General features: G+C 59.5%; 25 protein-coding genes and 7 tRNA genes. 9 read left to right on the top strand and 23 right to left on the bottom strand.

The features are described from left to right. Window positions 1-34 precede the first annotated feature (34 nt). The 3 genes from ruvB to ruvC are packed head-to-tail and all read right to left on the bottom strand — an operon-like array spanning window position 35 to window position 2,363. Window positions 35-1,120, bottom strand: coding sequence for a Holliday junction branch migration DNA helicase RuvB (gene ruvB, locus I6J26_RS00870; RefSeq protein WP_115022382.1), 1,086 nt, complete (start codon window positions 1,118-1,120; stop codon window positions 35-37). 13 nt (window positions 1,121-1,133) lie between these two features. Then, complete coding sequence (gene ruvA / locus I6J26_RS00875; protein ID WP_115022384.1) at window positions 1,134-1,739, bottom strand: Holliday junction branch migration protein RuvA; 606 nt, start codon at window positions 1,737-1,739, stop codon at window positions 1,134-1,136. Between the two features lie 9 nt (window positions 1,740-1,748). Further along, window positions 1,749-2,363, bottom strand: a complete 615-nt coding sequence (gene ruvC, locus I6J26_RS00880; RefSeq protein WP_181815455.1) for a crossover junction endodeoxyribonuclease RuvC — start codon at window positions 2,361-2,363, stop codon at window positions 1,749-1,751. 104 nt (window positions 2,364-2,467) lie between these two features. On the opposite strand from ruvC, the gene I6J26_RS00885 reads away from it, so the two are divergent. Then, on the top strand, window positions 2,468-3,166 hold the full coding sequence (locus tag I6J26_RS00885) for a nitroreductase (protein ID WP_115022387.1): 699 nt from the start codon (window positions 2,468-2,470) through the stop codon (window positions 3,164-3,166). 12 nt (window positions 3,167-3,178) lie between these two features. Here the strand turns inward: I6J26_RS00885 and I6J26_RS00890 are convergent, their stop codons facing one another. Both I6J26_RS00890 and I6J26_RS00895 read right to left on the bottom strand, forming a co-directional pair. Beyond that, window positions 3,179-3,934: a YebC/PmpR family DNA-binding transcriptional regulator gene (locus tag I6J26_RS00890; RefSeq protein WP_115022389.1), complete on the bottom strand. Its 756-nt coding sequence runs from the start codon at window positions 3,932-3,934 to the stop codon at window positions 3,179-3,181. A 113-nt stretch (window positions 3,935-4,047) separates the two neighbouring features. After that, window positions 4,048-4,914 (bottom strand): acyl-CoA thioesterase, encoded by an 867-nt coding sequence (locus I6J26_RS00895; RefSeq protein ID WP_115022390.1) that lies wholly within the window; start codon window positions 4,912-4,914, stop codon window positions 4,048-4,050. A 105-nt stretch (window positions 4,915-5,019) separates the two neighbouring features. Here I6J26_RS00895 and I6J26_RS00900 point away from each other — a divergent pair, with 105 nt between their 5' ends. Beyond that, on the top strand, window positions 5,020-5,502 hold the full coding sequence (locus I6J26_RS00900) for a DUF3817 domain-containing protein (RefSeq protein WP_115024371.1): 483 nt from the start codon (window positions 5,020-5,022) through the stop codon (window positions 5,500-5,502). A gap of 70 nt (window positions 5,503-5,572) precedes the next feature. Beyond that, the gene (locus tag I6J26_RS00905; RefSeq protein ID WP_115022392.1) at window positions 5,573-6,751 is read left to right on the top strand and encodes a glycosyltransferase 87 family protein; all 1,179 of its coding nucleotides are present in this window, start codon (window positions 5,573-5,575) and stop codon (window positions 6,749-6,751) included. Here I6J26_RS00905 and I6J26_RS00910 read toward each other — a convergent pair. The 16 genes from I6J26_RS00910 to I6J26_RS00985 form a co-directional block, all read right to left on the bottom strand. Further along, a complete protein-coding gene (locus I6J26_RS00910) occupies window positions 6,748-7,206 on the bottom strand; it encodes a hypothetical protein (RefSeq protein ID WP_115022394.1) in 459 nt (152 codons plus the stop codon). The genes I6J26_RS00905 and I6J26_RS00910 overlap by 4 nt on opposite strands. After that, window positions 7,207-8,325 (bottom strand): glycosyltransferase family 4 protein, encoded by a 1,119-nt coding sequence (locus I6J26_RS00915; protein ID WP_115022396.1) that lies wholly within the window; start codon window positions 8,323-8,325, stop codon window positions 7,207-7,209. Window positions 8,326-8,342: 17 nt separating this feature from the next. Beyond that, complete coding sequence (locus tag I6J26_RS00920) at window positions 8,343-9,248, bottom strand: phosphatidylinositol mannoside acyltransferase (RefSeq protein WP_115022399.1); 906 nt, start codon at window positions 9,246-9,248, stop codon at window positions 8,343-8,345. Between the two features lie 38 nt (window positions 9,249-9,286). Beyond that, complete coding sequence (gene pgsA, locus I6J26_RS00925) at window positions 9,287-9,913, bottom strand: phosphatidylinositol phosphate synthase (protein ID WP_115022401.1); 627 nt, start codon at window positions 9,911-9,913, stop codon at window positions 9,287-9,289. Then, complete coding sequence (locus I6J26_RS00930) at window positions 9,906-10,484, bottom strand: HIT family protein (RefSeq protein WP_115022402.1); 579 nt, start codon at window positions 10,482-10,484, stop codon at window positions 9,906-9,908. The genes pgsA and I6J26_RS00930 overlap by 8 nt, the downstream gene beginning before the upstream one ends. 68 nt (window positions 10,485-10,552) lie before the next feature. Beyond that, on the bottom strand, window positions 10,553-12,616 hold the full coding sequence (thrS, locus tag I6J26_RS00935) for a threonine--tRNA ligase (RefSeq protein WP_115022405.1): 2,064 nt from the start codon (window positions 12,614-12,616) through the stop codon (window positions 10,553-10,555). Between the two features lie 94 nt (window positions 12,617-12,710). After that, a complete protein-coding gene (locus tag I6J26_RS00940) occupies window positions 12,711-13,982 on the bottom strand; it encodes a Dyp-type peroxidase (protein WP_115022407.1) in 1,272 nt (423 codons plus the stop codon). Window positions 13,983-14,001: 19 nt separating this feature from the next. Next, window positions 14,002-14,646 (bottom strand): copper chaperone PCu(A)C, encoded by a 645-nt coding sequence (locus I6J26_RS00945; protein ID WP_115022409.1) that lies wholly within the window; start codon window positions 14,644-14,646, stop codon window positions 14,002-14,004. Between the two features lie 76 nt (window positions 14,647-14,722). Further along, window positions 14,723-15,307, bottom strand: a complete 585-nt coding sequence (locus tag I6J26_RS00950) for a copper resistance CopC family protein (protein ID WP_115022412.1) — start codon at window positions 15,305-15,307, stop codon at window positions 14,723-14,725. A 203-nt stretch (window positions 15,308-15,510) separates the two neighbouring features. After that, complete coding sequence (locus I6J26_RS00955; RefSeq protein ID WP_115022414.1) at window positions 15,511-17,595, bottom strand: vWA domain-containing protein; 2,085 nt, start codon at window positions 17,593-17,595, stop codon at window positions 15,511-15,513. A 187-nt stretch (window positions 17,596-17,782) separates the two neighbouring features. Further along, window positions 17,783-17,858: transfer RNA gene (locus I6J26_RS00960), tRNA-Gly, on the bottom strand. A 44-nt stretch (window positions 17,859-17,902) separates the two neighbouring features. Next, window positions 17,903-17,974, bottom strand: a tRNA-Val gene (locus I6J26_RS00965). Window positions 17,975-18,006: 32 nt separating this feature from the next. Beyond that, window positions 18,007-18,077: transfer RNA gene (locus tag I6J26_RS00970), tRNA-Cys, on the bottom strand. A gap of 31 nt (window positions 18,078-18,108) precedes the next feature. After that, a tRNA-Gly gene (locus I6J26_RS00975) sits at window positions 18,109-18,184 on the bottom strand. Between the two features lie 38 nt (window positions 18,185-18,222). Beyond that, window positions 18,223-18,294 (bottom strand) — tRNA-Val (locus I6J26_RS00980). A 39-nt stretch (window positions 18,295-18,333) separates the two neighbouring features. Continuing rightward, window positions 18,334-18,409: transfer RNA gene (locus I6J26_RS00985), tRNA-Gly, on the bottom strand. A 216-nt stretch (window positions 18,410-18,625) separates the two neighbouring features. Between I6J26_RS00985 and I6J26_RS00990 the strand changes: the two genes are divergently transcribed. The 4 genes from I6J26_RS00990 (at window position 18,626) to msrB (ending at window position 21,086) form a co-directional block, all read left to right on the top strand. Then, window positions 18,626-18,700 (top strand) — tRNA-Val (locus I6J26_RS00990). Between the two features lie 117 nt (window positions 18,701-18,817). After that, complete coding sequence (locus I6J26_RS00995; RefSeq protein ID WP_115024372.1) at window positions 18,818-19,468, top strand: dihydrofolate reductase family protein; 651 nt, start codon at window positions 18,818-18,820, stop codon at window positions 19,466-19,468. 11 nt (window positions 19,469-19,479) lie between these two features. Next, window positions 19,480-20,676 carry a glycosyltransferase family 87 protein gene (locus I6J26_RS01000; RefSeq protein WP_115022417.1) on the top strand — a complete coding sequence of 399 codons (1,197 nt, stop codon included), beginning with the start codon at window positions 19,480-19,482 and terminating at the stop codon, window positions 20,674-20,676. Continuing rightward, window positions 20,673-21,086, top strand: coding sequence for a peptide-methionine (R)-S-oxide reductase MsrB (gene msrB / locus I6J26_RS01005; RefSeq protein WP_115022420.1), 414 nt, complete (start codon window positions 20,673-20,675; stop codon window positions 21,084-21,086). Before I6J26_RS01000 ends, msrB begins: the two co-directional genes overlap by 4 nt. Window positions 21,087-21,131: 45 nt before the next feature. Here the strand turns inward: msrB and hemQ are convergent, their stop codons facing one another. Beyond that, window positions 21,132-21,833, bottom strand: coding sequence for a hydrogen peroxide-dependent heme synthase (gene hemQ / locus I6J26_RS01010; protein WP_115022422.1), 702 nt, complete (start codon window positions 21,831-21,833; stop codon window positions 21,132-21,134). A gap of 125 nt (window positions 21,834-21,958) precedes the next feature. Here hemQ and I6J26_RS01015 point away from each other — a divergent pair, with 125 nt between their 5' ends. Both I6J26_RS01015 and I6J26_RS01020 read left to right on the top strand, forming a co-directional pair. Continuing rightward, the gene (locus I6J26_RS01015) at window positions 21,959-22,624 is read left to right on the top strand and encodes a DUF3000 domain-containing protein (RefSeq protein ID WP_395858302.1); all 666 of its coding nucleotides are present in this window, start codon (window positions 21,959-21,961) and stop codon (window positions 22,622-22,624) included. Between the two features lie 37 nt (window positions 22,625-22,661). Further along, entirely contained in the window at window positions 22,662-23,894 is a 1,233-nt protein-coding gene (locus I6J26_RS01020) for an HRDC domain-containing protein (RefSeq protein WP_115022427.1), read from the top strand. Here the strand turns inward: I6J26_RS01020 and dxs are convergent. Continuing rightward, window positions 23,891-25,807, bottom strand: a complete 1,917-nt coding sequence (gene dxs / locus I6J26_RS01025; protein WP_115022429.1) for a 1-deoxy-D-xylulose-5-phosphate synthase — start codon at window positions 25,805-25,807, stop codon at window positions 23,891-23,893. The two genes, I6J26_RS01020 and dxs, sit on opposite strands and share 4 nt — an antisense overlap. Window positions 25,808-25,861: the final 54 nt, after the last annotated feature.

Below are 25,861 nucleotides of genomic sequence, written 5' to 3' on the forward strand. Positions count from 1 at the left end.
GCTAGTGTGCCAGAAACCATACCTGCCGGGCCAATTAAAACAGCCCGCCGCCGAGCGCTCCGTCTGGCGCCTCGAGGCCAAGATGCTGCCATGCCGCTGTAGTGGCAACACGGCCGCGTCCAGTGCGGGACACCATTCCAGCGCGTACGAGATAAGGCTCGCAGACCTCCTCCACGGTGGAAGGCTCCTCACCCACCGCGATAGCCAAGGTATTAACGCCGACGGGCCCGCCGCCGTGGCCTTTGATGAGGGCTTCGAGGACGGCACGGTCGAGCCGATCGAGGCCGCGCTCATCTACATCGAAGACCTTCAGCGCTCCCTGCGCCGCCGCGACATCGATATGACCGTCGCCGTTCACCTCGGCATAGTCACGCACGCGGCGAAGCAAGCGGTTCGCAATGCGCGGGGTACCACGAGAGCGAGAGCCAATCTCCACGGCGGCATCCGGATCAATGTCGACATCAAGGATGGTCGCCGCGCGCGTAATGACCTTGGTCAAATCCGCGGTGTCGTAGTACTCCATCTGTGCGGTAAAGCCGAAGCGGTCACGCAACGGGCCGGTGAGCATACCGGCACGTGTTGTGGCACCTACCAAGGTGAAGGGAGGGATCTCCAGCGGAATCGATGTCGCACCGGGGCCCTTGCCCACGATGACATCAATGCGGAAATCCTCCATGGCCATGTAGAGCATTTCCTCTGCGGGCCGCGCGATGCGGTGGATCTCATCGATAAAAAGGACATCGCCTTCCATCAAATTCGACAGCATCGCTGCCAAGTCACCGGCACGTTCCAACGCCGGGCCGGACGTCATGCGCAAGGAGGTGCCCAGTTCCTGGGCAATGATCATCGCCATCGTCGTCTTGCCCAGACCCGGCGGCCCAGAAAGCAGCACGTGGTCCGGAGTTACCCCGCGGTTCTTCGCACCGTTCAGCACGAGCGACAGCTGTTCGCGCACCTTAGGCTGGCCGATGAACTCGTCAAGAGACTTCGGGCGCAGCGAGCGTTCAATATCGTGCTCCCCCTGCTGCTCGGCCGCATCGACATCCTGGTTGCGCTGCGGCGGGGTGGACAGATTCATACCGTCAGGGAGCTTGAATTCAGTACGTTCGACATCAGACATGGCAGCCGCTCCCCTACTTCTTCGCGCCCAGCTGGCTCAGCGCAGCACGTAACACAACCGGCGTCGCCGCATCAGGCTGCTCCGCGGCCACGGCTTCCACAATCGGACGGGCGGCCTTGTCGGTAAAACCAAGGCCCACCAGGGCTTCGACAACATCGTCCACGACGGGTCCGGTGGCGGCGGGGGTGGCCGGTGGGACGTCGGAAAGCGCCGACGCAAAACCCGACACCTTATCCTTGAGCTCCAGCACGAGGCGTTGCGCCATTCGCTTGCCCACGCCGGGAATCTTTTGCAAGCGCGCGGCCTCCTCTCCCGCAATGGCCTGCGCCAAATCCCCAGCTCCCATCACCGACAAGGCCGCCAGCGCGAGCTTCGGCCCCAGGCCAGATACCGTCTGCAGGACATGGAACATATCGCGATCATCAGTACTGGTAAAGCCATAGAGTGTCATGGAATCTTCCTTGACCACCAGCGTTGTCATCACGTGGGATTCTTCCCCACGCTGGAGGGTCCCCAACGTCGTTGGGGTGGCCAGCACCTTATAGCCCACGCCAGCACACTCAATCACGACGTGATCAAGCTGAATGTCAAGGACGGTTCCGCGCAGCGATGCGATCATGGCTTTTCCTTACTTCATAGTGGTTGAGGGTGTACGGGAGACAGATGCAGTGCGGGGCGAGCTTCCCCGTACCCCGCTGGTGCGCGCGCCAGCACCTACCCCGGCGCTGGGATCACTGCCATTTACCCACGCTAATGCCGGGGCGCGCCAACAGTGGCACACCGCTAGCGCCAAAGCATCGGCCGCGTCCGCCGGTTTTGGTGCTTCACTTAGCCCCAGGATACGGGTAATCATCGCCGTCATCTGCTTCTTGTCCGCTCGCCCGTTTCCGGACACAGCTTTCTTCACCTCCGACGGGGTGTACATGTGCACGGGGATGTCTCGCTCGGCCGCCGCTAGGACGAGAACCCCCACTGCATGAGCAGTCTGCATAACAGTGGAGACTTCACCGCGTTCGAATACGCGCTCGAGAGCGACCACCTGCGGCTGATAGTCATCCATCCACTCTCGCACGGCCACTGACAGGCGCTGGAGACGCTCTCCCAAATCCTTATCGCTTGGCGTGCGCACAACCCCCACAGCAATGGGGATAACTGCGCGCCCACGTCCCGCTTGGACAACGGACAGACCGCAGCGCGTTAGACCCGGGTCAATGCCCATAACGCGCAAGCCTTCCAAGTTCACCGCGGCCTCCTTAACGTGTGCTACCACGAGCTAGTGTACACACACGTGTTCTAGACCCTCCACCGCGGTTCGTTCTCATGCCTGAAAAGCGTACAGTGGCCCGCATGTCAACACATGCACAAGAATTGTCCGATTTCATCCGCTCCCGCCACTCCCCGCGCGCTTTCTTGCCGGAGCCTCTCCCGGCTGAGGTCATTGAGCAGGTGCTTATCGACGCCCAATCGGCCCCCTCCAACTCCAATACCCAGCCGTGGAACGTCCATCTCGTTGGTGGCGAGAAACTCAAGGAGTTGAGCGCGGCGCTCATTAAGGAGTTCGATACCAACGGCCTCAACCCGGATTTCACCATTGACTACGGTGAAGGCATTCACCCACAGCGCTCCCAGCAGTTGGCTGCAAAAATGTACGGCCTCTTAGGAATCTCACGCGAGGACGCCGAGGGCCGTACAGAATTCGTGAGGGAGAATCTCCGATTCTTCGGCGCGCCCCACATCGCGTTGCTGTTTATCCCTCCCCTGGGCGACCGCATCCGCGCTTCCTTCGATCAGGGAACTTACGCGGAAAACTTCCTGCTTTCCCTGGCCGCACACGGCTACCACGGCGTACCGCAAGGAATGGTGTCTTTGCTCGCGCCCACCGTCCGCGAGTTCCTCGGCGTGGATGAGGACCAGAAGCTGGTCACAGCCCTTACCTTCGGTAAGGCCGATGAGACCAGCCCGGTCTTCAACACCAATCCAGGCCGCGCACCCCTGTCCGAAACCGTGACGGTGCACGGCATCGACAGCCTGGAGTTGAAGAAGTAGTCAGCGCCGAGGTTAATCGGCGTCGAGCTCAGCGAGGACTTCGTCGCTCAAGTCCATGTTCGTGTACACGTTCTGGACATCGTCGGAGTCCTCGAGCGCGTCAATGAGGCGGAAGATCTTGCGCGCATCGTCTGCCTGCAGCGGCACCTCAACAGAGGCGCGGAAGTCGGTATCGGTGTCATCGACCTCAATATCGGCTTCTCCGAGAGCCTCGCGCACAGCCGGAATATCACCCGGGGCGCAGGTAATCTCGAACTTCTCGCCGTTGTCCTTGACTTCTTCGGCGCCGGCTTCCAGTACGGCGAGGAGAATGTCATCCTCGCTCTGCTCGCCCTTCTCTACGAAGACGAGGCCGGTGCGCGAGAACATGTAGGCCACAGAGCCCGACTCGCCTAGGTTGCCGCCGTTCTTGGACATCGCAGTGCGCACCTCAGTCGCCGCACGGTTGCGGTTATCCGTCAGGCACTCGATTAGCATGGCCACACCATTGGGCCCATAGCCCTCGTACATGACATTTTCCCAATCAGCGCCGCCGGCTTCTTCGCCGGAGCCGCGCTTGCGGGCGCGCTCGATGTTGTCGTTAGGAACAGAGGCCTTCTTGGCCTTCTTGATCATGTCATCGAGGGTCGGGTTAGCCGCAGGATCGCCGCCGCCGGTGCGTGCCGCGACCTCGATGTTCTTAATCAGCTTGGCAAACTCCTTGCCACGTTTGGCATCGTTAGCCGCTTTTTTATGCTTGGTAGTTGCCCATTTGGAGTGGCCTGACATGTCATCCCTTTCGATGTGGATGTATGAAACTGGTGCAATTATACGGGTCCGCCGCCGCCGGCATTACTAGGGGTGCCCCAGGCATCAATACGGTGTCGACGTACGCGGCCGACTTACACATTCTGCCAATTACCATTTGCCGTAGAGCCGCTGACGTCCTCACGCATCCTGCGAGTCAACCCTTCTTGCATAGCTAAGGCAAGTAATTCGCCGCGTTGGTTGAAAATTTTGCCCTGTGCCAATCCAGTACCGCTCTGAGCCGAAGGTGACGATTGGGAGTAAAGCATCCATTCATCCGCACGCACTGGGCGCAGGAACCACAGGGAGTGATCGAGGCTGGCCAGCTGAATGCGGTCGCCCTGGTGCGGTAAGAGCGCAGAGCGGATAAGCGTCATATCAGACATGTAGAGCAGTGCGGACTGGTGGAGGGCTTGGGAGGGGGCGTCGGCAAGCATGGCTCCCGTGTTACGGAACCAAATATTCCGAAATCCGGCGCCCGTCGTCTCCGCAGCGGTGGGGTCACGTCCCTCCTCCGGAACGAGGCGCACGTCCCAGTCCTCCCACTCCTTCAAAATGATGCGGGTGGCATACGGTGACTCCTTAATCGTCTCCGGCGCGGGCACTACCGGCATTGGATCCTGGTGCTCCGGACCAGTATCGCCATCCTTGTGAAAGCTGGCGATGAGAACGAAGATAAGGCGCTCGTCTTGAAAAACGCGCACGTGCCGGGTGGCAAAGGAGCGGCCATCGCGCACCCGTTCGACGCGCAGAGTAGCCGGCTGGCTGGAGTCCCCCGGCCCCACGAAGTAGCAGTGCAGCGAATGGGCCAACTTGCCCTCGACGGTGCGCTGCGCGGCGTGAAGTGCCTGCGCCATAGTCTGACCTCCAAAGGTGCGCTCAATGCGGGAAGGCACAACAGGGCTGCGGAAAGTATCCTCACCCACCTGCTCAATATCGACCGCCTGTGCCACCGATGCCATGCTGTCATCCTCCTCATCTGTTGGTTTTGGCGCGCACCACGCTAACCTCGCCCATCCTACTCACAGGGTTCAACTCCTTCGACGTGAGTGCGTAGTATGTTCCGCATGACATCAACTACTCCACACAGCGTGCACCGCGTGGCCGCCTACCTCGAGATGTTCACATGGGCACTGCTTATTTTCTCCATGATCCTCAAGTACTCCGGAACCACCGAGGCTCTTACCCCCTTCGGGGGCGGAATCCACGGTTTTGGCTTCCTGTGCTTCTTGCTCATGACCGCCCTGGTGTGGATTAATAACCGCTGGCCGCTCGGCGTGGGCATCCTCGGTTTGGTAGTCACCGTTATTCCATTTGCGGCGCTTCCCTTTGCCGTCTGGGTATCCAAGCGCGGTTTAGTTGATGGACCGTGGCGTTTTGCCGATGATGCGCAACCGCAGGGATTTTTCGACAAGATTCTGGCACAGGCCGTGCGCCATCCCGTGCGCACCGCCATCATTGGCCTCATTGTCGTTGCCATAGTTTTCAGTATCCTGCTGGTGCTGGGCCCACCCGTCGACGTCGAGTCCGCCATTGAAAACAATCGTTAAAGTTCCCGCCGTATGGGCTGGGTGGGCCATTGCCCGCGTGCTACTCATAGCCTTGCTCCTAGGCAATAGGATGCCAAGTGGAGACATCAACTACTACTTAGAAGGTGTCTACGGCAACGACAGTTCCGCGATGACGGAGTATCCGCAGCCGGGCACGTGGCCGAGCGTTGTGCTGGCATGGCTTACCGGGGATAATGCCGATAACTACCGCGTGGCCTTCACGGTCATGATGCTCTTGGCTGATGCCCTCTTCCTGGCCCTCCTCCTCCGCAACAATGACGGGCGGCGCTCCGTGTTCGCTGCCGCGTGGTTCTGGGTTTTCTTCGGCACGGCGGCCGGTCATGTCTTTGTGTGGCGCCTTGACTTGTACCCAGCACTCCTTGTCGCAGGCGCAGGCGCACTCCTCGCTACTCATCCACGCATAGCTTCTGCACTTCTAGCGTGGGCTACCACCGTTAAGCTCTGGCCGGGTGTGCTCGCCGCGGGCCTGGTGGGGGCTGCTCGCTCACGTTCAACCTGGCGACGCCTAGCCGCATTCTGTGGAACCATTGTCGGAATATGCCTGGCTGTTGCAGTGCTGACCGGCGCGGATCGGCTCGTGTCTCCCCTGTCCTATCAGGAGGAGCGGGGACTTCAGATCGAATCTCTTGCGGCCACGTGGCACGTTCTTCAGGCGCACCGTCACCCGGGTACGTGGAACATCGGTTATGCCGCATCCAAAAGCTATGAGATCACCGGCCCCGGCGTGGATACTGCTCTAACGCTCAGCACGATCGCCATGGTGTGTGCCCTGGTGTGGATAGTCGCCGTGGCTGCCTCTCGTTTCCTGCGCGGCGGCTGGGATCCCCATTCCACCGTTGTCTTCTTTGTCGCCGCAACTCTTCTGCTCATCGCAACCAATAAGGTCTTCTCACCGCAGTACATCGTGTGGCTTGGCCCCATCCTCGCCGTGGCTATCCGTTCGGAGATTCCGCGGGAGACACCGAATGACAAGCGGTTGGCATCCGACCGCACTGGGCTGCGCACCATCATGGCCATTCTCGCGGTAGCCGCGGCAGCACTGGGAACGTATATCTATCCCTACGGTTATGACTACGTGTGGCTTCACCTGGGTGAGAATCTGCAGCCGGTCTACGCACTCGTGGTGCGCAACCTGCTGATTCTCAGCATGGCTGTTACCGCCCTCATGTGGCATCGCCTTGAGTTCACCGCCGCACGGACTGCGGAGCAGTCAACGCGGACAGATTAAACGTCGATCTGGCTGAGCTCAAAGAACTCCGGAAGCTTGGCCGTGCCGCCCAAGCGGAGCCACTTCACTGCCGGACGCAGGCGTAGGGCGCGGGTATCGCTGACCGCCTCGTTGTAGAAGCGGTGGGCGAGGTGGATGCGCCCCTCGGCGTCGGCAAGCAAGGCAGGCCTAGTTTCGAAACGCTGCGCAATCGCTGCTGATAGCTCCCGCTCACGCGTCGTCCGCTCATCGAAATTCCCCTGGGTCAAGTCCGTGGACTCAGCGCGTGCTGCAAGGTGTTGGAGCTCCGGAGCCAACGCGCTGATCACCGCCGCCCGACGGTCAAGGGTAGCCTCAAGCTGCGCGAGGGCCGCGTCGGTACGGATGTGTAAAGAGTTGAGACGCTGCGCCGTCAACAATGCCCACATGGCAATAACGAGCACCACGGCTAAGGCGATGACAAGTTCAATGGCCATCTACTTCACCTGCACCTTCGTTCCATCCGCCACAGTTTCATAGACCTGCATCACGGCTGCGGCGACGTGGTCCCAGTCGTACTCACGAGCGCGTTGCTCGCCTGCTCGTGTCAAGGCCGCGCGCTTGTCCGGGTGAGCCACGAGTTCTTCTAGAACTCGGGCGAGGTCCGTAGCGTCCCCGTTGCGAAAGAGCACACCCGCGGGAGTATCCGATTCGACATTGCACACCGCGGCAAAAGCTTCAAGGTCTGACGCCACCACGGCGCATCCAGCGGCCATGGCCTCCACGAGCACAATGCCGAAACTCTCCCCGCCAGTATTAGGCGCAACATAAATATCCGCTCGACCAAGGATGGCGGCCTTCTCCGCATCGCTGACGCGGCCGACGAAGTCCACGCCAGGGACGCTGCGTGGGTGGCCACCGCCCATGACGGTCACACGCACTTTTTCCGGAAGGAGTGTGAGGGCTTCAAGGAGAATGTCGAGGCCTTTGCGTGGTTCATCGAGGCGCCCCAGGAACACGATCTCTACCGGCGTCTCACTACCGCCTTCGCGGGGCAGTGCGTGGTCTTGAGCCTGTGCGCGTTCACGGGCATAGACCGAGGTATCCACTCCATTCGGGATGAGGACGGGGTCCCCACCAAGTTGCTCAACCTGCCAGCGCCGCGCCATCTCCGACACAGCAATTCCTCCGCGAATCTTCTCCAGATACGGGCGAAGTATAGGTTTGACCAAGGTGAGAACCAACGAACTGGAGGCGGACGCATGGTATGTCGCCACGATGGGCCCCTGCACCATGGCTAACGCTGCCATGGAATAGCTCGGCGAATTGGGTTCGTGGATATGAAGGACGTCGAACTGCCCTTCCCGGATGAAACGCTTGATATTGCGGCCCACGTGCGGGCCAATAGCGAGACGAGCCACGGATCCGTTATAGGTAATAGGGATTGCCCAGCCACCTTTGCGGACGAAGCTAGGCACCTGCGTGCTTGTCGACGCCGGCCCCAGCACCTCAACCTCGTGTCCTTGCTCGATAAAAACCGTAGCCAGGTCAAGGATGTGGGCCTGAACTCCACCGGGTTCATCAAAAGAGTAGGGGCAAACAATACCGATGCGCATGATGGTCTTCCTCTTCCCTACTGTGTGTCTCGCTGCTTGTGGCGGCGACGTTCAACGTCCGTGTTCCACTGCGGCTGCAACATATGCCAGTCTTCCGGATGCTCACGGATGTTGTCGGCAAAGCCATCCGCCATCCGTTGGCAGGTTTCCTGCAGCGTTGTGACCTCTATTTCAGGGCTCACGGAAAGCCCCCAGCCACCGCCGTCGAAGTAGGAATGCACGACATGCAGCGCCGCACCAGTCTCGATGGCCAATTGGGCCGGACCTGCCGCCACGTTGGCGTCCTCCCCCATGAAGTCCACAGTGACGCCAGTACGGGTGAGATCGCGTTCAGCTAGAAGACACACCACACCGCCACGTTCAAGAGTGTCTTTGAGACGCGGGAAAGGTGAGGCCGAGGCTCCGGTCAGAGGGAGGACGGTAAAGCCGAGGCTTTCACGGTAGTCCACGAAGGCATCGAAAAGCGCCTCCGGCTTCAGCCTCTCCGCCACCGTGGTGAACCCTCCATAGTGGTTCACACAGAACACACCTGCCATGTCCCAGTTTCCCGAGTGCGGCAAAGCGAAGATGACTCCACGGCCGGACGCGATGGACGCATCCGAATGTTCTTTGCCTTTCATTCCTGCGAGAAGCTGCTCATGTAAGGACGGGTCCGCGTGAATGGCAGGCAGGCGAAAAGCCTCAAGCCAATAGCGCATATAGGATCGCATAGAGTCCCGCACCAACGTCCGGGTGACATTCTCTGGGCCCACCACACGGCTGAGGTTCTGGCGTAGCTGTTCCATCCCCGCACCATTGTCGCTGGCATAGTCGGCGCCGCGTTCAAACAACCACGCTGCAATTGGCTGTGGAAGATAACGCACAATCTTCCAACAAGCAATATATGCCGCAGCAGTAAGGTTCTCCCGATTCACACGTGCCATGGTAGATGCTCCCTCCTTGGGAATGGGGGCTTAAGGGTCTACAGGTCCTTCATAAACCGAGATGTGGTGTCTTGGCGTGCTGCCTGACGCATGCGCTGGTAGATAGTCAACACCGACCCCACGGCCAGCAACCACAACGCAATCTCCAGCGCATAGGGAACGCCGAGCCCCTCGAGGCCCACGCCACCCAGGCCGAGGATAAGGCGTTCGGGGCGTTCGACGAGACCGCCGACCATCTTAAAGCCGGAAGCTTCTCCACGGGCCTTGACATAAGAGATGACCTGGGAGCTTACCAGCACAATCATGCAGGCGGCGAAGTTCAATGGATGGGCATTGTCAATGTAGACCATCCAATAGGCAATGGCGGCGAATAGTGCGCCGTCGGTGATGCGGTCACATGAGGCATCCAGCGTTGCGCCAAACTTCGATCCGCCCGTGGTCAGGCGAGCCATTGTGCCGTCGAGCATGTCGAACGCAGAAAACAGGCCGGACAGAATAGCAGCAGCAAAAAGGTGATCGAGCGGGATAAGGATGACCGAGATGGCGATGGTGACGATGGTGCCCACCACGGTTACCGCATTCGGGGTCAAGCCCATCTTGAGAAAGAGCTTGGCCACCGGTACCACGACCACGGCGGCGGGCTTGCGCCCATGAACACTAAGCATGTGCTTCTCCTGGAATGAGTCCCTCGTCAGCGAGCTCCGCCCACCCCTGTGCGAGCAGAGAGCGGGTGTCTTTGAGGAGCTGCGGCAGCACTTTAACTCCATCCACAATAGTCATGAAATTCGAGTCTCCACTCCAGCGCGGCACAATATGCATGTGGAGATGCTGACCCACAGATCCTCCCGAGGCGCGTCCCAGGTTAAACCCAGCATTGACCGCGTCAGGGCCCGAAACCTTTTTGAGAACCCGAATGGCAGCCTGGGCAAAGCGGAAAAGCTCCTGGGACTCTTCTTCGGTGAGATTCTCAAGCTCAGATTCTTGACGATACGGAATGACCATCATGTGGCCGGCGTTGTAGGGGTACAAATTAAGTACGCAGTAGACGAGCTCACCGCGGGCCACGATGAGTCCGTCTTCGTCCGCCATCTGCGGAATCTCGACGAAAGGATTACGCGCAGTCGTAGGCACGTCGCCGGCACCGCCCTCCCGCTTGATGTAGCTCATGCGGTACGGCGCCCACAGGCGCTCCAAGCGGTCGGGGCTTCCCAGGCCGGTATCGACGTACTCTTCCACTCTGTGTTTCGTCCTTTCTTCGGGGTCCAGACTCCCCTGCCTGGACGTCGTCGTCTCAGGAAATCCGTTTAGACGCGCTCGGCGATGCTGTCTTTGGTTGGCTGTTCGTTGTTGCGCTCGCGAACCCACGCCTCAATGACCTCAACAGCGATTGCCACCGGCACGCCGTTGACCTGAGTGCCGTCGAGGAAGCGGAAGGACACCGCGTTGGCCTCGACATCTCGCTCACCTGCGAGCAACATGAAGGGAACCTTGCCGGTGGTGTGGTTGCGGATCTTCTTCTGCATGCGGTCATCGGAAGTATCAACATCAGCACGCAGCCCACGCTTGCGCAGTTCGGCGCAAACCTCCTCCAGGTGTGGGGCGAAGGTATCAGCAACCGGAATGCCAACCACCTGGTGCGGGGCCAACCAGGCAGGGAAAGCACCAGCGTAGTGCTCAAGGAGCACACCGAAAAAGCGCTCAATAGAACCGAACAGGGCGCGGTGGATCATGATGGGGCGCTGCTTGGTGCCGTCCGACGCCGTGTACTCCAGCTCGAAGCGCTCCGGAAGGTTGAAGTCCAGCTGGACGGTGGACATCTGCCAGGTACGGCCAATGGCATCGCGTGCCTGCACAGAAATCTTTGGGCCGTAGAAAGCCGCGCCTGCTGGGTCCGGGACCAAGTCGAGGCCTGACTTCTCCGCTACCGACTGCAAGATCTTCGTCGAGCGCTCCCAAATCTCATCAGAACCGACGTACTTATTCGGGTCCTTGGTAGAAAGCTCCAGATAGAAGTCATCCAGGCCGTAGTCCTTGAGCAGGGAGATGATGAACTCCAGTACCTTGGTCAGCTCTTCCTCCAACTGCTCCGGGGTGCAGTAGATGTGGGAGTCATCCTGAGTGAAGCCGCGCGCACGGGTCAGGCCGTGGATGACACCGGACTTCTCATAGCGGTAGACAGTACCGAACTCGAAGAGGCGCAGCGGCAGCTCGCGGTAGGAGCGGCCACGCGAGGCGAAGATGAGGTTGTGCATGGGGCAGTTCATCGGCTTGGCATAGTAGTCCTGCGGCTGCTTGGTGCAGTTGCCGTCGTCGTCCCACTCGCCGTCGAGCTGCATCGGCGGGAACATTCCGTCTGCGTAGAAGTCGAGGTGACCAGACTTCTTGAACAGATCACCCTTGGTCAGGTGCGGGGTGGACACGAAGGAGTAGCCGTCCGCGATGTGGCGGCGGCGGGAGTGCTCTTCCATCTCCATGCGCACGGTAGCGCCATTGGGGTGGAAGACCGGGAAGCCGGAACCGATCTCGTCCGGGAAGGAGAACAGGTCCAGCTCCGCACCGAGGCGGCGGTGGTCACGCTTCTCTGCCTCTTCCACCATGGTCTTGTAGGACTCAAGCGCCTCCTTAGATTCGAAGGCGGTGCCGTAGATACGCTGCAGACCAGCCTTGGACTGGTCACCGCGCCAGTAGGCAGCAGAAGAACGCGTCAGAGTAAAAGCGGGGATGTACTTGGTGGTGGGCACGTGCGGTCCACGGCACAGATCGAACCACTCCACCTCGCCGGTGCGTGGGTTGATGTTGTCGTAGTGGGTCAGATCTCCGGCACCAACTTCGGCGGCCTCATCGGAATCCGGATCTACGTTGCCCTTGTCCTGAACCAGCTCCAGCTTGAAGGGCTCGTTGGCGAGGGCTGCCTCGGCTTCCTCAGTGGTTTCGTACACGCGGCGCTCGAAGCGCTGGCCGCCCTTGATAATCTTCTTCATGCGCTTCTCAATCGCCTTGAGGTCCTCGGGGGTAAAGGGTTCGGCGGTTTGGAAGTCGAAGTAGAAGCCGTTCTCAATGGCGGGGCCGATGCCCAGCTTGGTGCCAGGGAACTCGGCCTGTACGGCCTGGGCCATGACGTGACCGCAGGAGTGGCGGATAACAGCGCGGCCGTCTTCTTCGCAGGCGGCGACGGGCGTGAATTCGGCGTCGGTCTCCGGGGTGTGGGACAGGTCGAAGAGGGTGCCATCGGCACCGCGGACCACGACGACTGCTTCTGGGCCCTTGTTGGGCAGGTCATGCTCGCGCATTGCCGCACCCACGGCAGTTCCGGCCGGGACCGTAATCGGCTCGTAGTTGACCGGGACTGCTGGAATCATTTCCGCCATGACTTGTTGCGCTCCTTTTGCGCTCACGCGCCGCTCGACATACCTGGCCGAGCAGCACTCATTGAGAAAGTTACAGCGGCTAAGTCTACCCCTGCTAACTGCGGATCAGCGACTCGCCCCAGAAGGTTTCGCCCTCAGTTCCAGCAGGCACGTAGTACATGGCCGAGCCGATGTGGGTAATCCACTCATTGAGCCGGTCAGCTTCATCAAGGCGCGCCTGGATTGGTTCGAATTGCTTCGTCGGGTCCTTCTGGTAGCAGATGAAGATCTGCCCGGCATTACTGAGCTCGCCCCGAGCGGTCGTCTCCGGCGTTGGCGGCAGGTTGTAGTTAAAGGGTCGGCGCAAAATCTTCTGTTCTGGATGGTCGGCCGGTGGATGAGCGCGGGCGACGTGAGAGTTTTCATCAATCGCCTTGAGCCCGAACTCATTGCGGGCGTCAAGATCCACCGAGTCGAATTCTTCCTGTGCTCCCAGCGGTGCGCCAGTATCAAGCGTGCGCCCAGTAGCGGTTTCGCGCCCAGCACGGTCGAGCTGTTCCCATGTATCGAGGTTCATGTGGATGCGGCGCACCACCATGGCGCTGCCACCAGCGAAATTGCCTTCATCAATCCAGACCTGCTCCGCAAAATCATCGTCCGTACGCGGGTTAACCGTGCCGTCCTTTTGCCCGAAAAGATTGCGGGCCGTTGTGCCCTTTGGCGCGGATCCATAGGCGTGGCTGAAGCCCTGCTGTACCCAGACGACATCCGCGTAATCTTTGCCGGCACGCGTCATGTGTCGGAGCACATGGGCTGCGGTCAGCGGGTCATCGCTGCAAATCTGCAAGACGATGTCCGTCTGCCCCCACTCCGGGCGCAGGTCATCGTGCTCGTAGGCGCGGACATCTCTAAGCCAGCTGGGCTTGGCGACGTCCACCGCATCGAAAAAGCGCTCTCCCCACCCACACGTCACGGTGAGGTTGGCGGGAGTCACAGCAAGTTCAGGTTCGAGGCTGCCAAGTGGGTTCTCCCCTGTACACAATCGGCGCGCGTCTTCGGTCCACAAACGCATCAGGGCCTTAGCACCACGAGCGCCAACATTCTTCTTAAGGTTGAAGCCCACCAGTTCAACGTGTGCCTGTACTGGAGTTTGGATTCCGGCTTGGTGTTTGCCATCGAAAGCGACGATGTCGCCGCCCATGGTTTCTTCAGCCTCAGTCGGCCCCGTACTGGCAGCGTCACCAGCTCGCTGCGCGTCGTGCTGACCAGCAGTATCGGAGGTATCAGTATCGGCTTGTGCGCAGCTGGCCAGCGCTACTGCGCTGGCAGCCACGGCACTTCCGGCTAGCAATCCACGCCGGCTGACAGGTTCCTCGAACCCGCTCATTGTTTCCTTCTCTCTGTGTTTAGTGCTTGTGGTCCATGTGGTCGCCGTGGTCCATATGGTGGCCGTGGCCCATATGGTCGCCGTGATCCATATCGCCATAGTTCTCGTCGCCTGCACCGATTGAACGTACAGGGATGTCGCCGAGTTCGACCGTGGATCCGTCGCCCAGCTCCAGCGTCATCGTCACGTGTTCACCGGCCATAATCGGCTCGGCCACGCCCATAAGCATGAAGTGGTAGCCGCCGGGCGCCAGCTCCACAGATTCACCGGCCGGGATGTCGAAACCGCCGGCTTTCTCCTGCATGACACCATCGACGACCTCATGAATCTGGTTCTGCTTCGCCTCGATAGACGAGGTGAAACCTACGACCGAGATGTCCTTGTCCGTGGTGTTGTGGAGCGTGCCGAAGATGGCGGTCATGTCAGAGCCATCCTCCATCGCACGCACGACGCCATCCTCGAAGGAAATGGCGTCATTATTGGCATCCTTCGCTTGGCTGGAGTCGGCTGAAGCAGACTTCTCGGCTGTCGAAGCTGCACTCGAAGCAACGTCCGTGGACGCTGCGGTTGAGTCTTCCTCACTATTCGAGCAACCGGCCAAGGTAAGACTTGCCACCGCAAGGGCTGCTACGGAAGAACGAAGGGCGGTACGAGACATCAGCATGGAACATGCCTTTCTGTATTAAGGGGATTTCTCCAGCAATTGGTGTGTTAAGGCCGCTAGCGTGTTGATAGGTTTCTTAGGAGTCGCCGTTAGCACGACGAGTCTTCGCACCGAAGACGAAGACCACAGCCGCCACGACGAGTACCGCGCCTAGGCCGACAATCCACTTGGCAGGACCCGACAGTGCGCTGAGCGGCGCATCAGTATCGCCTTCTTGACTGTCGTTGTTGTCAACTTCGCCGGCGCTGCCAGCTGAGCTTGCCTCGGCAGCATCGGCACCGGATGCAACGCTGAACTCCACCGAACCAGGTGTGGGGTGACCATCAGAAGACGTTATACGGAATCCCACCTGGTAGTCGCCATCGCCGGGGTCAATATCCTCAGGAACCTCGACGGTGAGATTACGGCCATTGATGGTCGGTTCGGCGTCGAACAGAACCTCGCCCGAATCTTGGTCAGTGACAGCGAAAGTGTTGAAAGTGTCCTTCGGAATGCCGGAGAACTCCAGCGTGATCTCACGTGGAAATTCCTCGAGCGGAGTGTCACTCACCACGTTGCCGCCGATAACCGAATCGTGGGCCACCGCCATCGGCGCAGAAAAGCCAAGCAAGAGCCCAATGGCTCCGGTGGCGAGGGCGGTGGTGACCTGACGCAGCTGCATCGTGCGGACAACTCCTTGTGGGTCGGATGAAACTTTTGATGGATGTTCCCTCATCCTATAGCCGGGAGGGACGCGCTAGCCAATCCTTCACCCCGCACGGAGTGCGCGAGGTTACCAAGTAGTCGCTGCGACGAGAAGGAAAGTTCCCCGCCGCAGCGAATCTTGTTGAATAAATGTTTCATCGCGAGCGTGAGCTGCGAGTTTTACCTGCCTCGGCCGCGGAGAAGAAATGCGACGAGGCCGATGAAGGCAATCAAGAGGATGAGCCCGGCCGCCCCCAGTGCGTAAATTAGCCCACTCATCTTCTTACCTGACGCATCACCAGCGCTGCGAGCTTGGTCCTTCGCCTCCTGCTTGTTGGCGTCCAAAGGTTGTGGCTCTTCCGTCTTGTCACTAACCGGCTCATATTCCGGCCCCTGAATAGGATCACCCAACACCTTGGACGTGAGGTAATACTTCATCGTGGCACGTTTGTCAGTGAGGTTGTCTTCGCTATCGCCTAAGTCAGTTTGCTTACCTGCGTCCAGCGTCACCACGATGTAGTAGTCACCCTCCAACCAGTTCGCGTTGCCATAGGAGTTTGCCGCATCAGAACTGAAACGGTTGGCAAAGGCAGTAGGCTTGGCCGCCGAAGCCGATCCCTCATCCCCCTCATTGGGCCAGATCACGAATTCTCGTTCCCCAGCTTTCTCACGGACTGGATTGAGGATCGACACGTTAAGGCCTGAATACTGGAGAGCCCGCTCGTCCGAGACCTCACCAGCTCTAATTGCGGCGGCCAACTGCTGGCCTTCCTTCATAGGGACCTTATAAACATGCGCTTCGCCCTGCACAATGTCGGTTTCGATGGTCTGACCACTGCGAAGCTCCGCGGCATTGTCAAACCAGTTTCCGGGAGCCATTTGTTCAGCACCGTTGGCGTTGGCATGGAGTTCACCGTCCATCTCGCTGCTGAGACCGCTAACAAGTTCATCCATATTGGATACCGGGTCAACGCGGTGTAGCAGGATCTCCACGTCAAAAAGTTCGTCAGCCTTGTACTCACCTGCGCGCATCGCGGTCAAGACCAAGTCACCTTGGCAGTTCTCGGAACCGATTTCGTAGGTATAAGCGTTAGCGCTAGGCAGGGCGTCAGATACATTGCCAGTGTGCGCACTGTCCGAATCAGCTGTGCACTCATCTGAGCCTTCATCGCCTCCATGCGTACCCGTTGGTGGTTCTGTACCATCGCCGAAAAACGTCTTCATAAATAAGCTATTCGGAGTTCCTACTGGCCCTTCTAGAGTTTTGTACATCGTCGCCACATAGCGCTCGCCTGGTTTGACGGGGATAGACCATGACTCCGCGTGAAAGTCGGTGCGAGAATCCTCGCCGCCATTCGGCGGGGCATCTAACTCAGCCCGGAAGATGAAGTCCTCACCGGACTCCCAACGCGGCAACTCCGTCGGCTGTGAGATGTCTTCGCTACCCTCGATCTGTTCCACGGTGGACTCATAAAGGTTTGCAGCACGCCCAGCGGCCTTCTTAATCATTGCCGCCAGGGAATCTGCATCATCGGCGTCCAGATACTCGCCGCCTGCGGCATCTGCGATACAGGAGAGCTCTTTACGGGCCTCCTCATCGACGTTAAAACCAATGGTGTTGATGACCAGGTCGATGCCCTGCTCATGGAGTTCTTTAGCCACTTCACATACCGGCGGCGGCGCGCAGGTGTCGATTCCGTCAGATACAAGCACGATGGTGCCATGCTGGCCACCCAATTCCTCTGCGGCCTTCTTCAAGGAATCACCAATTGGTGTATATCCCCTAGCCTGGAGTGCGTCGATGGGGCCAGTGAACGAATCCCCTACGTCCTTCTTCGGTCCACTCACCACGTGTATGTCGCGGCAGCCTTCTTCTTGATTTTCCGGGGCTTCATCAACCGTTCCGCCGTAGGTAACAAGCCCGAGCGGAATGGTTCCGCCCAACTCATTCACAAAGCTCTTGGTAGCGTCTTTTGCTGCGTCCAGACGCGTTTGACCACCAGCATCCTGCACATTCATGGAACCAGACGAGTCTAGAACCAACATCGTTGCGCCACTATTTTCCTCAACGGGATCAGCATCCTCGGAGGGAGGAGCAGAAGGCGATTCCGATGTCAGAAAATCCGAGGCAGTTACTCCAGTGGGGTTCTGCGCGCGGGCAGGAATACCTGCTGTCCCGAGTGCGCCCAGAAGAACCAGAACCGTCACAGAAAAAAGAGCCAGCAATCGCTGAACTGGTGTTGTGCGTGTGGGCAGAGCTGTCATGAAAGAGTGTCCACTTCCTTGAGTCGAGATGGTTGTGAATAACACCATAGATAAAGACACGGAAGCGGGCTCGGCTGCGGGGAAGGCTCCCCCTACTCTGACCCCACACAGCGCGATGCGATGCGCACGCGAGTACGTGAAAAATAATTTAGGGCGCCTTCTCTCTAAGGAAAAGACGCCCTATGCGTGGAGCGGATGACGAGACTCGAACTCGCGACCCTCACCTTGGCAAGGTGATGCGCTACCAGCTGCGCTACATCCGCGTGACAAACCGGAGTTTGTCATGGAGCCCGTAAGGAACTCCTTGTGCGCGATACTGGGATTGAACCAGTGACCTCTTCCGTGTCAGGGAAGCGCTCTCCCGCTGAGCTAAACGCGCGCAGTGCCCATGGAGTGGGCACTAACAGTTTGAGGTGGAAACGGGAATCGAACCCGTGTGCACGGTTTTGCAGACCGTTGCCTCACCACTCGGCCATTCCACCGTGGCGATACCGCCTCACACACTACATGTGCTGGAGCGGATGACGAGACTCGAACTCGCGACCCTCACCTTGGCAAGGTGATGCGCTACCAACTGCGCTACATCCGCATTCGAAACCAGGCCCGGTTTCTAGGACAAAGTCCTTGTGCGCGATACTGGGATTGAACCAGTGACCTCTTCCGTGTCAGGGAAGCGCTCTCCCACTGAGCTAATCGCGCTTATGTAATTGTCAAGGCCGTCCAGCTAAGTGGAGGTCTTGGAGCGGATGACGAGACTCGAACTCGCGACCCTCACCTTGGCAAGGTGATGCGCTACCAACTGCGCTACATCCGCATTGCACGTTCTCGGCTGGTGTGCCGTGGTGCGAGTAAAGACATTATCGTGCGCCGTGCCAGTTTCCAAATCCGCAGCCCATGGCAATAATTCCGCCGCTTGCCAACGAACTAGGATTACACCAGTGTGATTGACCCCCATTTCAGCGATAAAGGGTGCTGAACTGGGCGATTAGGGGGATTCCCCAACTGCGGTGTAGCTTAAGGGCTGCACCGAGGTTCTATAGCTCAGTGGGAGAGCGTTCCGTTCACACCGGAAAGGTCGCTGGTTCAATCCCAGCTAGGACCACCAAAACCCGCAGCCATGCTGCGGGTTTAGTCTTTTTATCGTACCGCATACGGCGACAACTTGGATACAGGTTGGATGCGGGGTAGCTGGCCGCAGCTAGCCCACGTACCCTCGGATGTCATGGATGACACCGCACTCATTGACTCGTTACTGGGTCCCGATACCGAGGGCATTCGCCTTATCGCGGTCAGCACCCTGCATGGCTCGGCCACTATTGACGGAACGTCAGACCCTATGGGCAACGACGCCGATGCCAAGCTCTTTGCCGCGCTACGCGAGTGGGCAGACATTGCTGTGGTTGGCTCGGGCACGGTGAAGGCGGAGGGGTACGAGGCGTCGACAAGCACGCGCCTTGCCGTCTTCAGCCACTCCCTGGATTTTGAGGGGTTCGAGGATTTCATCGCCGGCAACCCCATTATTCTCACCCCAGAGGAACGAACAGACTCCGCGGAAGCATGTACCTTGGCTGCAGCCGGTGCGGAGATTGTGAGCACTGGTACTGGCACCGTCACGGAGGCCATCGAAGCCCTTCGCGCACGCGGCGCTACGCGCATCTCCTGCGAAGGTGGGCCGTCGGTGTATTCAGCCTTCATTGCCGCCGGGCTCGTGGACAAGCTGTACCTGACAATGGATCCCCATCTGTCACCTTCAGTCGAGAAACCTGTTGTCGACGGCAGCGCTACCTCGCCAGCGCTGCGCCTCGAGCTTGAGAACGTCACGCCTGTCGATAGCACGGTGTTTCTGCGCTACCGGCGCATATCAACCCCGTAAACTCTCTTGCCGTGACTTCTCTGGCCTCCTCTCCCCCGACCCCTGCCCGTTTATGGACAGCCACCGCGTGGCCGGCCGCCGTCGTTCTCGTGTTTCACCGTGTTGCCGTCCTTGCCTTTACCGGCACGGTCACGGATGACTTCGGCACGGTGTATCGCGCGGTTCTCCGCTTCTGGGACGGTGCGCCAGTATATGAGCAGGATTATTCCTCCGTAGAACCGCTTTACCTCTACAACCCCGGAGCAACGGCACTGCTCTCCCCCATGGGTATCGTTTCTGAGGAGCACGCACGCTACGCCTTTATCCTCGCCAACGCTGTGGCCATTATCGCCGCGCTAGCACTTTTGACCCGCTATGTGGGCGCCAGCCTGCGCGGCCCTGTGTGGCCTGTGAGCATTGCCGCTGCGTTTGCTTCCGAGTCCGTCATCAACACCTTGGTGTTTACCAATATCAACGGCCTACTTTTGCTCGCCATGGCAGCTTTTCTCACCCTCTTAGAGAAACACGGCTGGGCAGCAGGGCTATGTATCGGACTAGCCATTCTGGTCAAACCCCAGTTCGCACCGCTGCTTTTCCTCGCACTCATGCGCACCCAGTGGTGGGCACTGGGCCTCGGCGTGGCCGTCCCAGTCATCACCAACCTCATTGCTTGGCCGCTGGTGCCGGGTAGTGAAGGATTCCGCGAGCATCTTCTGCCCTACCTTTCCACCACACGTGACTACGCGAATGCTTCGTGGCCAGGCGTAAAGGCTTACTTCGACATGCCGGGAGCCCTCTACTACCCCATCTGGTTACTGTTCGCCGCCTTGTGCGCCGTGGCCATCCTCGGTTTGCTGCGTTGGCGCGACTCCGAGCCCGAATTCTGGGCACTGAGCACTACCGGCATCATCATGGCGGGAATCTTCTTCCTGTCATCACTAGGACAGCAGTACTACTCCATGTGGCTTTTCCCCATGATGTTCACGGTTCTGCTGCATCGCTCGGTTTTCCACACGTGGGGCGCATGGTTGGCGGCATTTTTATTCTTGGCGCCGTTCGAGTGGACGTCGACAAGCATGCCCACCGCCGCGCATTGGATGAGTGTGTTCATCGCCACCATCGGGTGGGGTTTGCTCATCGTGGTCACCGCTGCGTCAGTAGTCGGCTGGTGGATATCTGAGCGCGATGGTGGCCGGAAGGCAAGCAAGGGCGATAAAATCCCCGCATGACCGATTTCAAGCTCATTGCGGATACCGAATGGCGCAAGCGCCTCACCCCTGAGGAGTACTACGTCCTGCGTGAGGCCGGCACCGAGCCCCCACACGTTGGCGAATACACCAACACCACCACCGAAGGTGTGTATTCCTGCAAGGCCTGCGGCACCGAGCTTTTCCGATCTACCGAAAAGTTCGAGTCACACTGCGGTTGGCCGTCCTTCTTCTCCCCACTGGCGGGCGACAAAATCATCGAACGCGAAGACAACTCGCTTGGCATGCGCCGCGTCGAGGTATTGTGCGCCAACTGCGAATCACACTTGGGCCACGTTTTCGAGGGCGAGGGCTACGATACCCCTACCGACCTGCGCTACTGCATCAATTCCATCTGCCTCAACCTCGAAGAAAAGCCGGTCGAAGGCTAAAACCTTCAACCGGCCCGTTGTACACGTTGCGCAGGCAACGCCGCGTTAGGGAAGCACGGCGATAAGCTCTGCCACATCCTTGACGCGGCGGCCCGTGTGGAACGGGATTTCCTCACGCACATGGTGGCGAGCCTCGGTGTAGCGCATGAGGTACATCAGATCGACGATGCGGTGTAGCTCAGGAGCCTCGAAGGCAAGGATCCATTCGTAATCGCCCAGAGCGAAGGCCGGCACGGTGTTCGCGCGAACATCCGGGTAGTCACGGCCCTGCATTCCGTGCTCCATAAGAATGCGGCGGCGCTTTTCCTCATCCATGGTGTACCAGTCATAGGACCGGACAAAGGGGTAAACAGCAATCCAGTCCCCCGGCTCCTCGCCCATGATGAAAGATGGAAGGTGGGACTTGTTGAACTCGGCCGGACGGTGCAGGGCGTTGCCGACCCACGTCACCTCAGACACCTGGCCCAGGACGGTCTCCCGGCGGAAATCAGCGAAAGCCTTTTGAATGTCGGCGAATTCTTCTGCGTGCCACCAGATCATGAAGTCCGCGGATTCGCGCATGCCGGACAGGTCATAGATGCCACGCACGACAACCACGCCAGCCTGCTCGAGGTCAGCAAAGAATTTTTGTGCCTGGGCGATGGCCTGCTCACGCTCGGTACCCAGCGCGCCAGGAATAACCTGGAACACTGCGTGCTGCGAATACCGCTGGACCTTGTTGAGCTCCTTGAAGTTGACCTTCGACATGCATTTCTCCTTGCTCGGAAGCGACTAGAATTCTTATCCATCATAAGTTGTAGACCTTGCCTTGCGCCACCAGCCCACGGCGCGCCTTCCCCCGCTTGCCGCACAGAACTTATACGTTGTTTCCCGTGAGCAATTCCGACGTTTCATCGCGCACCTTGGCAGGGGCACCAACCAACCTGCACGACCGCGCTTCGTCCGCCAACGGCTCCCAGTCAGCAGAGCCGTCGACTCCGGCCGCTTTCACTCAGGCCGTCGAGTCCCTCCATGCAGCGCAGCTGCGCTCTGAAATCACCTTGGGCACCATCCGCCCGCCGCAGCGCCTCGCGCCGTTTAGCCATGCCATTGGCTTGGAGGTTGAGCGCGGACACCACGACGCAGATATCGTCCCAACCGATTCCGAAGGCGATGCGTTCGGCCGTCTCATCCTTTTACACGACCCAGGTGCTGAAGAAGCGTGGGAAGGTGCCATGCGCCTTGTCGCCTACATTCAGGCTGACCTAGAGGATTCGGTAGCAGGCGATCCGCTGCTTCCCGACGTCGCCTGGGAGTGGCTCACCGAATCCCTCGAGCTGCGCGAGGCTACCCACACCAATCTGGGCGGAACCGTAACGTCAACATCCTCAGTGCGCTTTGGTGAAATCGGCGGCCCGCCGCGTGCCTACCAGCTTGAGATGCGCGCGTCCTGGACTGCTGAGGGCCTAGACCTAGCTCCACATGTCGAGGCATTCTCCCAGGTGCTAGCGCTCGTTGCCGGCCTGCCGCCGGAAGGCGTGGCCGAACTCGGCCGCTAAGCACGGCGATACACAAGCTCACGGAGGAGGCCCAGGGATGACCGAACTGCGCCACGTGCCCAAGGATGGTACCCCGAAGGTCCTCGCGTCCCCGCGTGACTTCCATGCGGCCGCCGACCAACTCGCAGCTGGTACTGGACCTTTTGCTATCGATACCGAGCGCGCCTCCGCCTACCGCTTCGATGACCGCGCCTTCCTCGTGCAGATTCGCCGAGAAGGCGCCGGAACGGTTCTGCTAGCCCCAGAGAATCACCGTGCGGAGTTTACCGCCGCGCTGGCGCCCGTACTTACTGGGCAAGACTGGGTTCTCCACGCAGCGCCTTCTGATCTTCCTTCTTTGGCGTGGCTCGGCCTCTACCCGGGAACGCTGTTCGATACGGAGCTGGCCGCCCGCTTCGCAGGTTTTGCGCATCCCAACCTGGGTGCCATGATACTGGAGCTTTTCGACGTCGAGTTGGAAAAGGGCTTTGGCGATTCCGACTGGTCTGAAACCCCCATCCCGCAGAAACGGCGCAACTACGCAGCACTCGACGTTGAGCTCCTCAACGAACTGGCAGTAGCATTGCGCGATATCCTCGCAGAGGAAGAGAAGCTGGACTGGGCCTACGAAGAATTTGACCATATCGCCGCTGAACACGCAGGCATCACCGCGCCAGAGCCGCGTTCGTGGCGCGAGCTCAAAGGCGTATCCTCCCTGCGTTCGCGCGAGCAGCTCGCTGTAGCCCGTGAGCTGTGGCAACGCCGCGAATCTATAGCACGTTCGCAGGACCTCGCCCCTAATCGCCTGCTTCCCCATCGCGTGCTCGTGGAGATCGCGCGCCGAGTTCCCACCACGCCATACGAGATCAACAAAATCAAAGGCTTTCCCCGCCGCCGCGGCGGAGCGACCCTGCAATGGCTCGATGCCGTCACCACGGCGCTTAAGAGCCCGAAAGAAGAATGGCCGGTCCAGCTACGCAGCCCGCAACCTGTGCCCTCAAAGTCTGTCTTTACCCGCGAGTTCCCGGAGCTTTGGTCTGTGTATCAAGACATTCGCAGTGCCTTCGAGGACCTCGGTGACGAGCTCACCATGAACTACGAACTCATCCTTAAGCCCAGCCTTGTCCGCGCAGCCGTGTGGGCTGCCTTGGGACCTGAAGGCGGAGTTGCCGGCGAGATTTCTGGTTCTGGGGACATTCCCGGCTTCTTGCTTTCCCAAGGAGCGCGCGAATGGCAAGTAGAACTTGCTACCCCGCTCATCGCAGACGGCCTCCACGCCTTCGGCGGTTAGGCTTCTCCCAAGCCTGCATCGTCACTGCGCGCAGCTACCCACTCTTCAACCGACTGCGCAATCCCCTGCGGGGTAATGCCGAATTCCTCAAGAATTTCTCCACGGCTGGCGTGGCGCGGGAAAGTGCTCGGTACGCCGAGGCGATGCACCGGAGTATCCACATCTGCTGCGTCCAGGGCCTCGGCGACCATGGAGCCCACGCCGCCGCGCAGCACGCCATCCTCGACAGTCACGACAAGGTCATGGTCGGCAGCCAGCGCCACAATGGACTGCGCAACGGGCACTGGCCACCGTGGGTCCACCACCGTGACGTTGAAGCCGCGCGCCTCAAGCAGTTCCGCCGCCCCCAGTGAGCGGGTACTCATTGCGCCGACAGAGACAATGAGGACATCGGTCGCTTCCTCTTCAGCGTCGTCAGAATAGTGCAGGATGTCCACGCCATCATCCAAGCGCTTGAGCTCGTCGGTATCCTCGAGCAGGTTCCCCTTGGGGAAACGGACGCACGTGGGGCCATCATCGATAGCGATAGCCTCGTTGAAGAGCTCACGGAGTCGAGCACCATCGCGCGGTGCGGCAATGCGCATGCCCGGCACGATGCTCATAAACGCCATATCCCACACACCGTTGTGTGAAGGACCATCGGAGCCTGTTACGCCCGCGCGATCAAGCACAATGGTCACTGGCTGCTTGAGCAAAGCAATGTCCATAATGACTTGGTCCACCGCGCGGTTGAGGAAGGTGGAATACACGGCCACCACCGGGTGCATCCCGGCCAAAGCCAAGCCGGAAGCAGAGGCCATTGCATGTTGCTCAGCAATACCTACGTCAAAGAAGCGCTCCGGAAACTCTTCTTGGAAAGGCGCCAAGCCAGTAGGCCCAGCCATTGCCGCAGTGATTGCCACAATATCCTCGCGAGCGTGACCTGCCTTGATGAGCTCTTCAGAAAAGGCTGCGGTCCACCCTGGCTGTTTCTGCCCCTTGGACACGCCAGTCACCGGGTCGATAGCACCTGTGGAGTGCATTTGGTCCTTCGGCTCATTGACGGCCGGGGCAAAACCATGTCCCTTCTCCGTCACCGTGTGGACGATGATGGGCCCCTCATAATCTCGGGCATAGCTCAGTGCGCGGACAACCGCATCAATGTCGTGGCCATTGATAGGACCGACGTATTTGATACCGAGCTCCGGGAACATCTCCGTGGGCATGACGGTGGACTTCACGCCTTCCTTCATGGCATGAAGGGCATCAAAAGTACGCTCACCGACCCAGCCCATGGATTTCAGGCGCTTTTTACCCAGTTCCATGAACTCGTCGTATCCATGCTGTGCACGGATACGACCAAGGTTTTCTGATAGCCCGCCAATAGTGGGCGAATAAGAACGGCCGTTGTCATTAACTACGATGACCACGTTGCGGTCTTTATCCGCGGAAATATTGTTCAGCGCTTCCCAGCACATGCCACCGGTCAGGGCGCCATCACCCACGACGGCCACGGCGTTGCGGTGCGATTCGCCGCGAATCTTAAAGGCCTTAGATAAGCCATCCACCGTGGACAGTGCGGCCGACGCGTGCGAAGATTCGGTCCAGTCATGTTCTGACTCAGTGCGGTCGGTGTAGCCAGACAAGCCACCTTTCTGGCGCAGAGTATCGAACTGCGCGGTGCGGCCAGTCAACATCTTGTGCACGTAGGACTGGTGAGAGGTATCGAAGACGATGGGATCACGAGGAGAGTCAAAGACGCGGTGAATCGCCACGGTGAGCTCAACCACGCCCAAATTGGGGCCGAGGTGTCCACCGGTGACCGATACCTTCTCAATGAGGCGCTGGCGGATATCCGCCGCGAGCTCGGCCAGCTGCGTCTTGCTCAGAGCCTTGAGATCAGCTGGCGATTCAATGGAATCCAGAATACTCATAGAGCTGCCGTCAACCCCTTCATCTTTCGTACTTTCTTTACCACCGTACCCGCT

This window comes from Corynebacterium minutissimum, assembly GCF_016889765.1.
In the GTDB taxonomy this organism is placed as follows: Bacteria; Actinomycetota; Actinomycetes; order Mycobacteriales; family Mycobacteriaceae; genus Corynebacterium; species Corynebacterium minutissimum_B.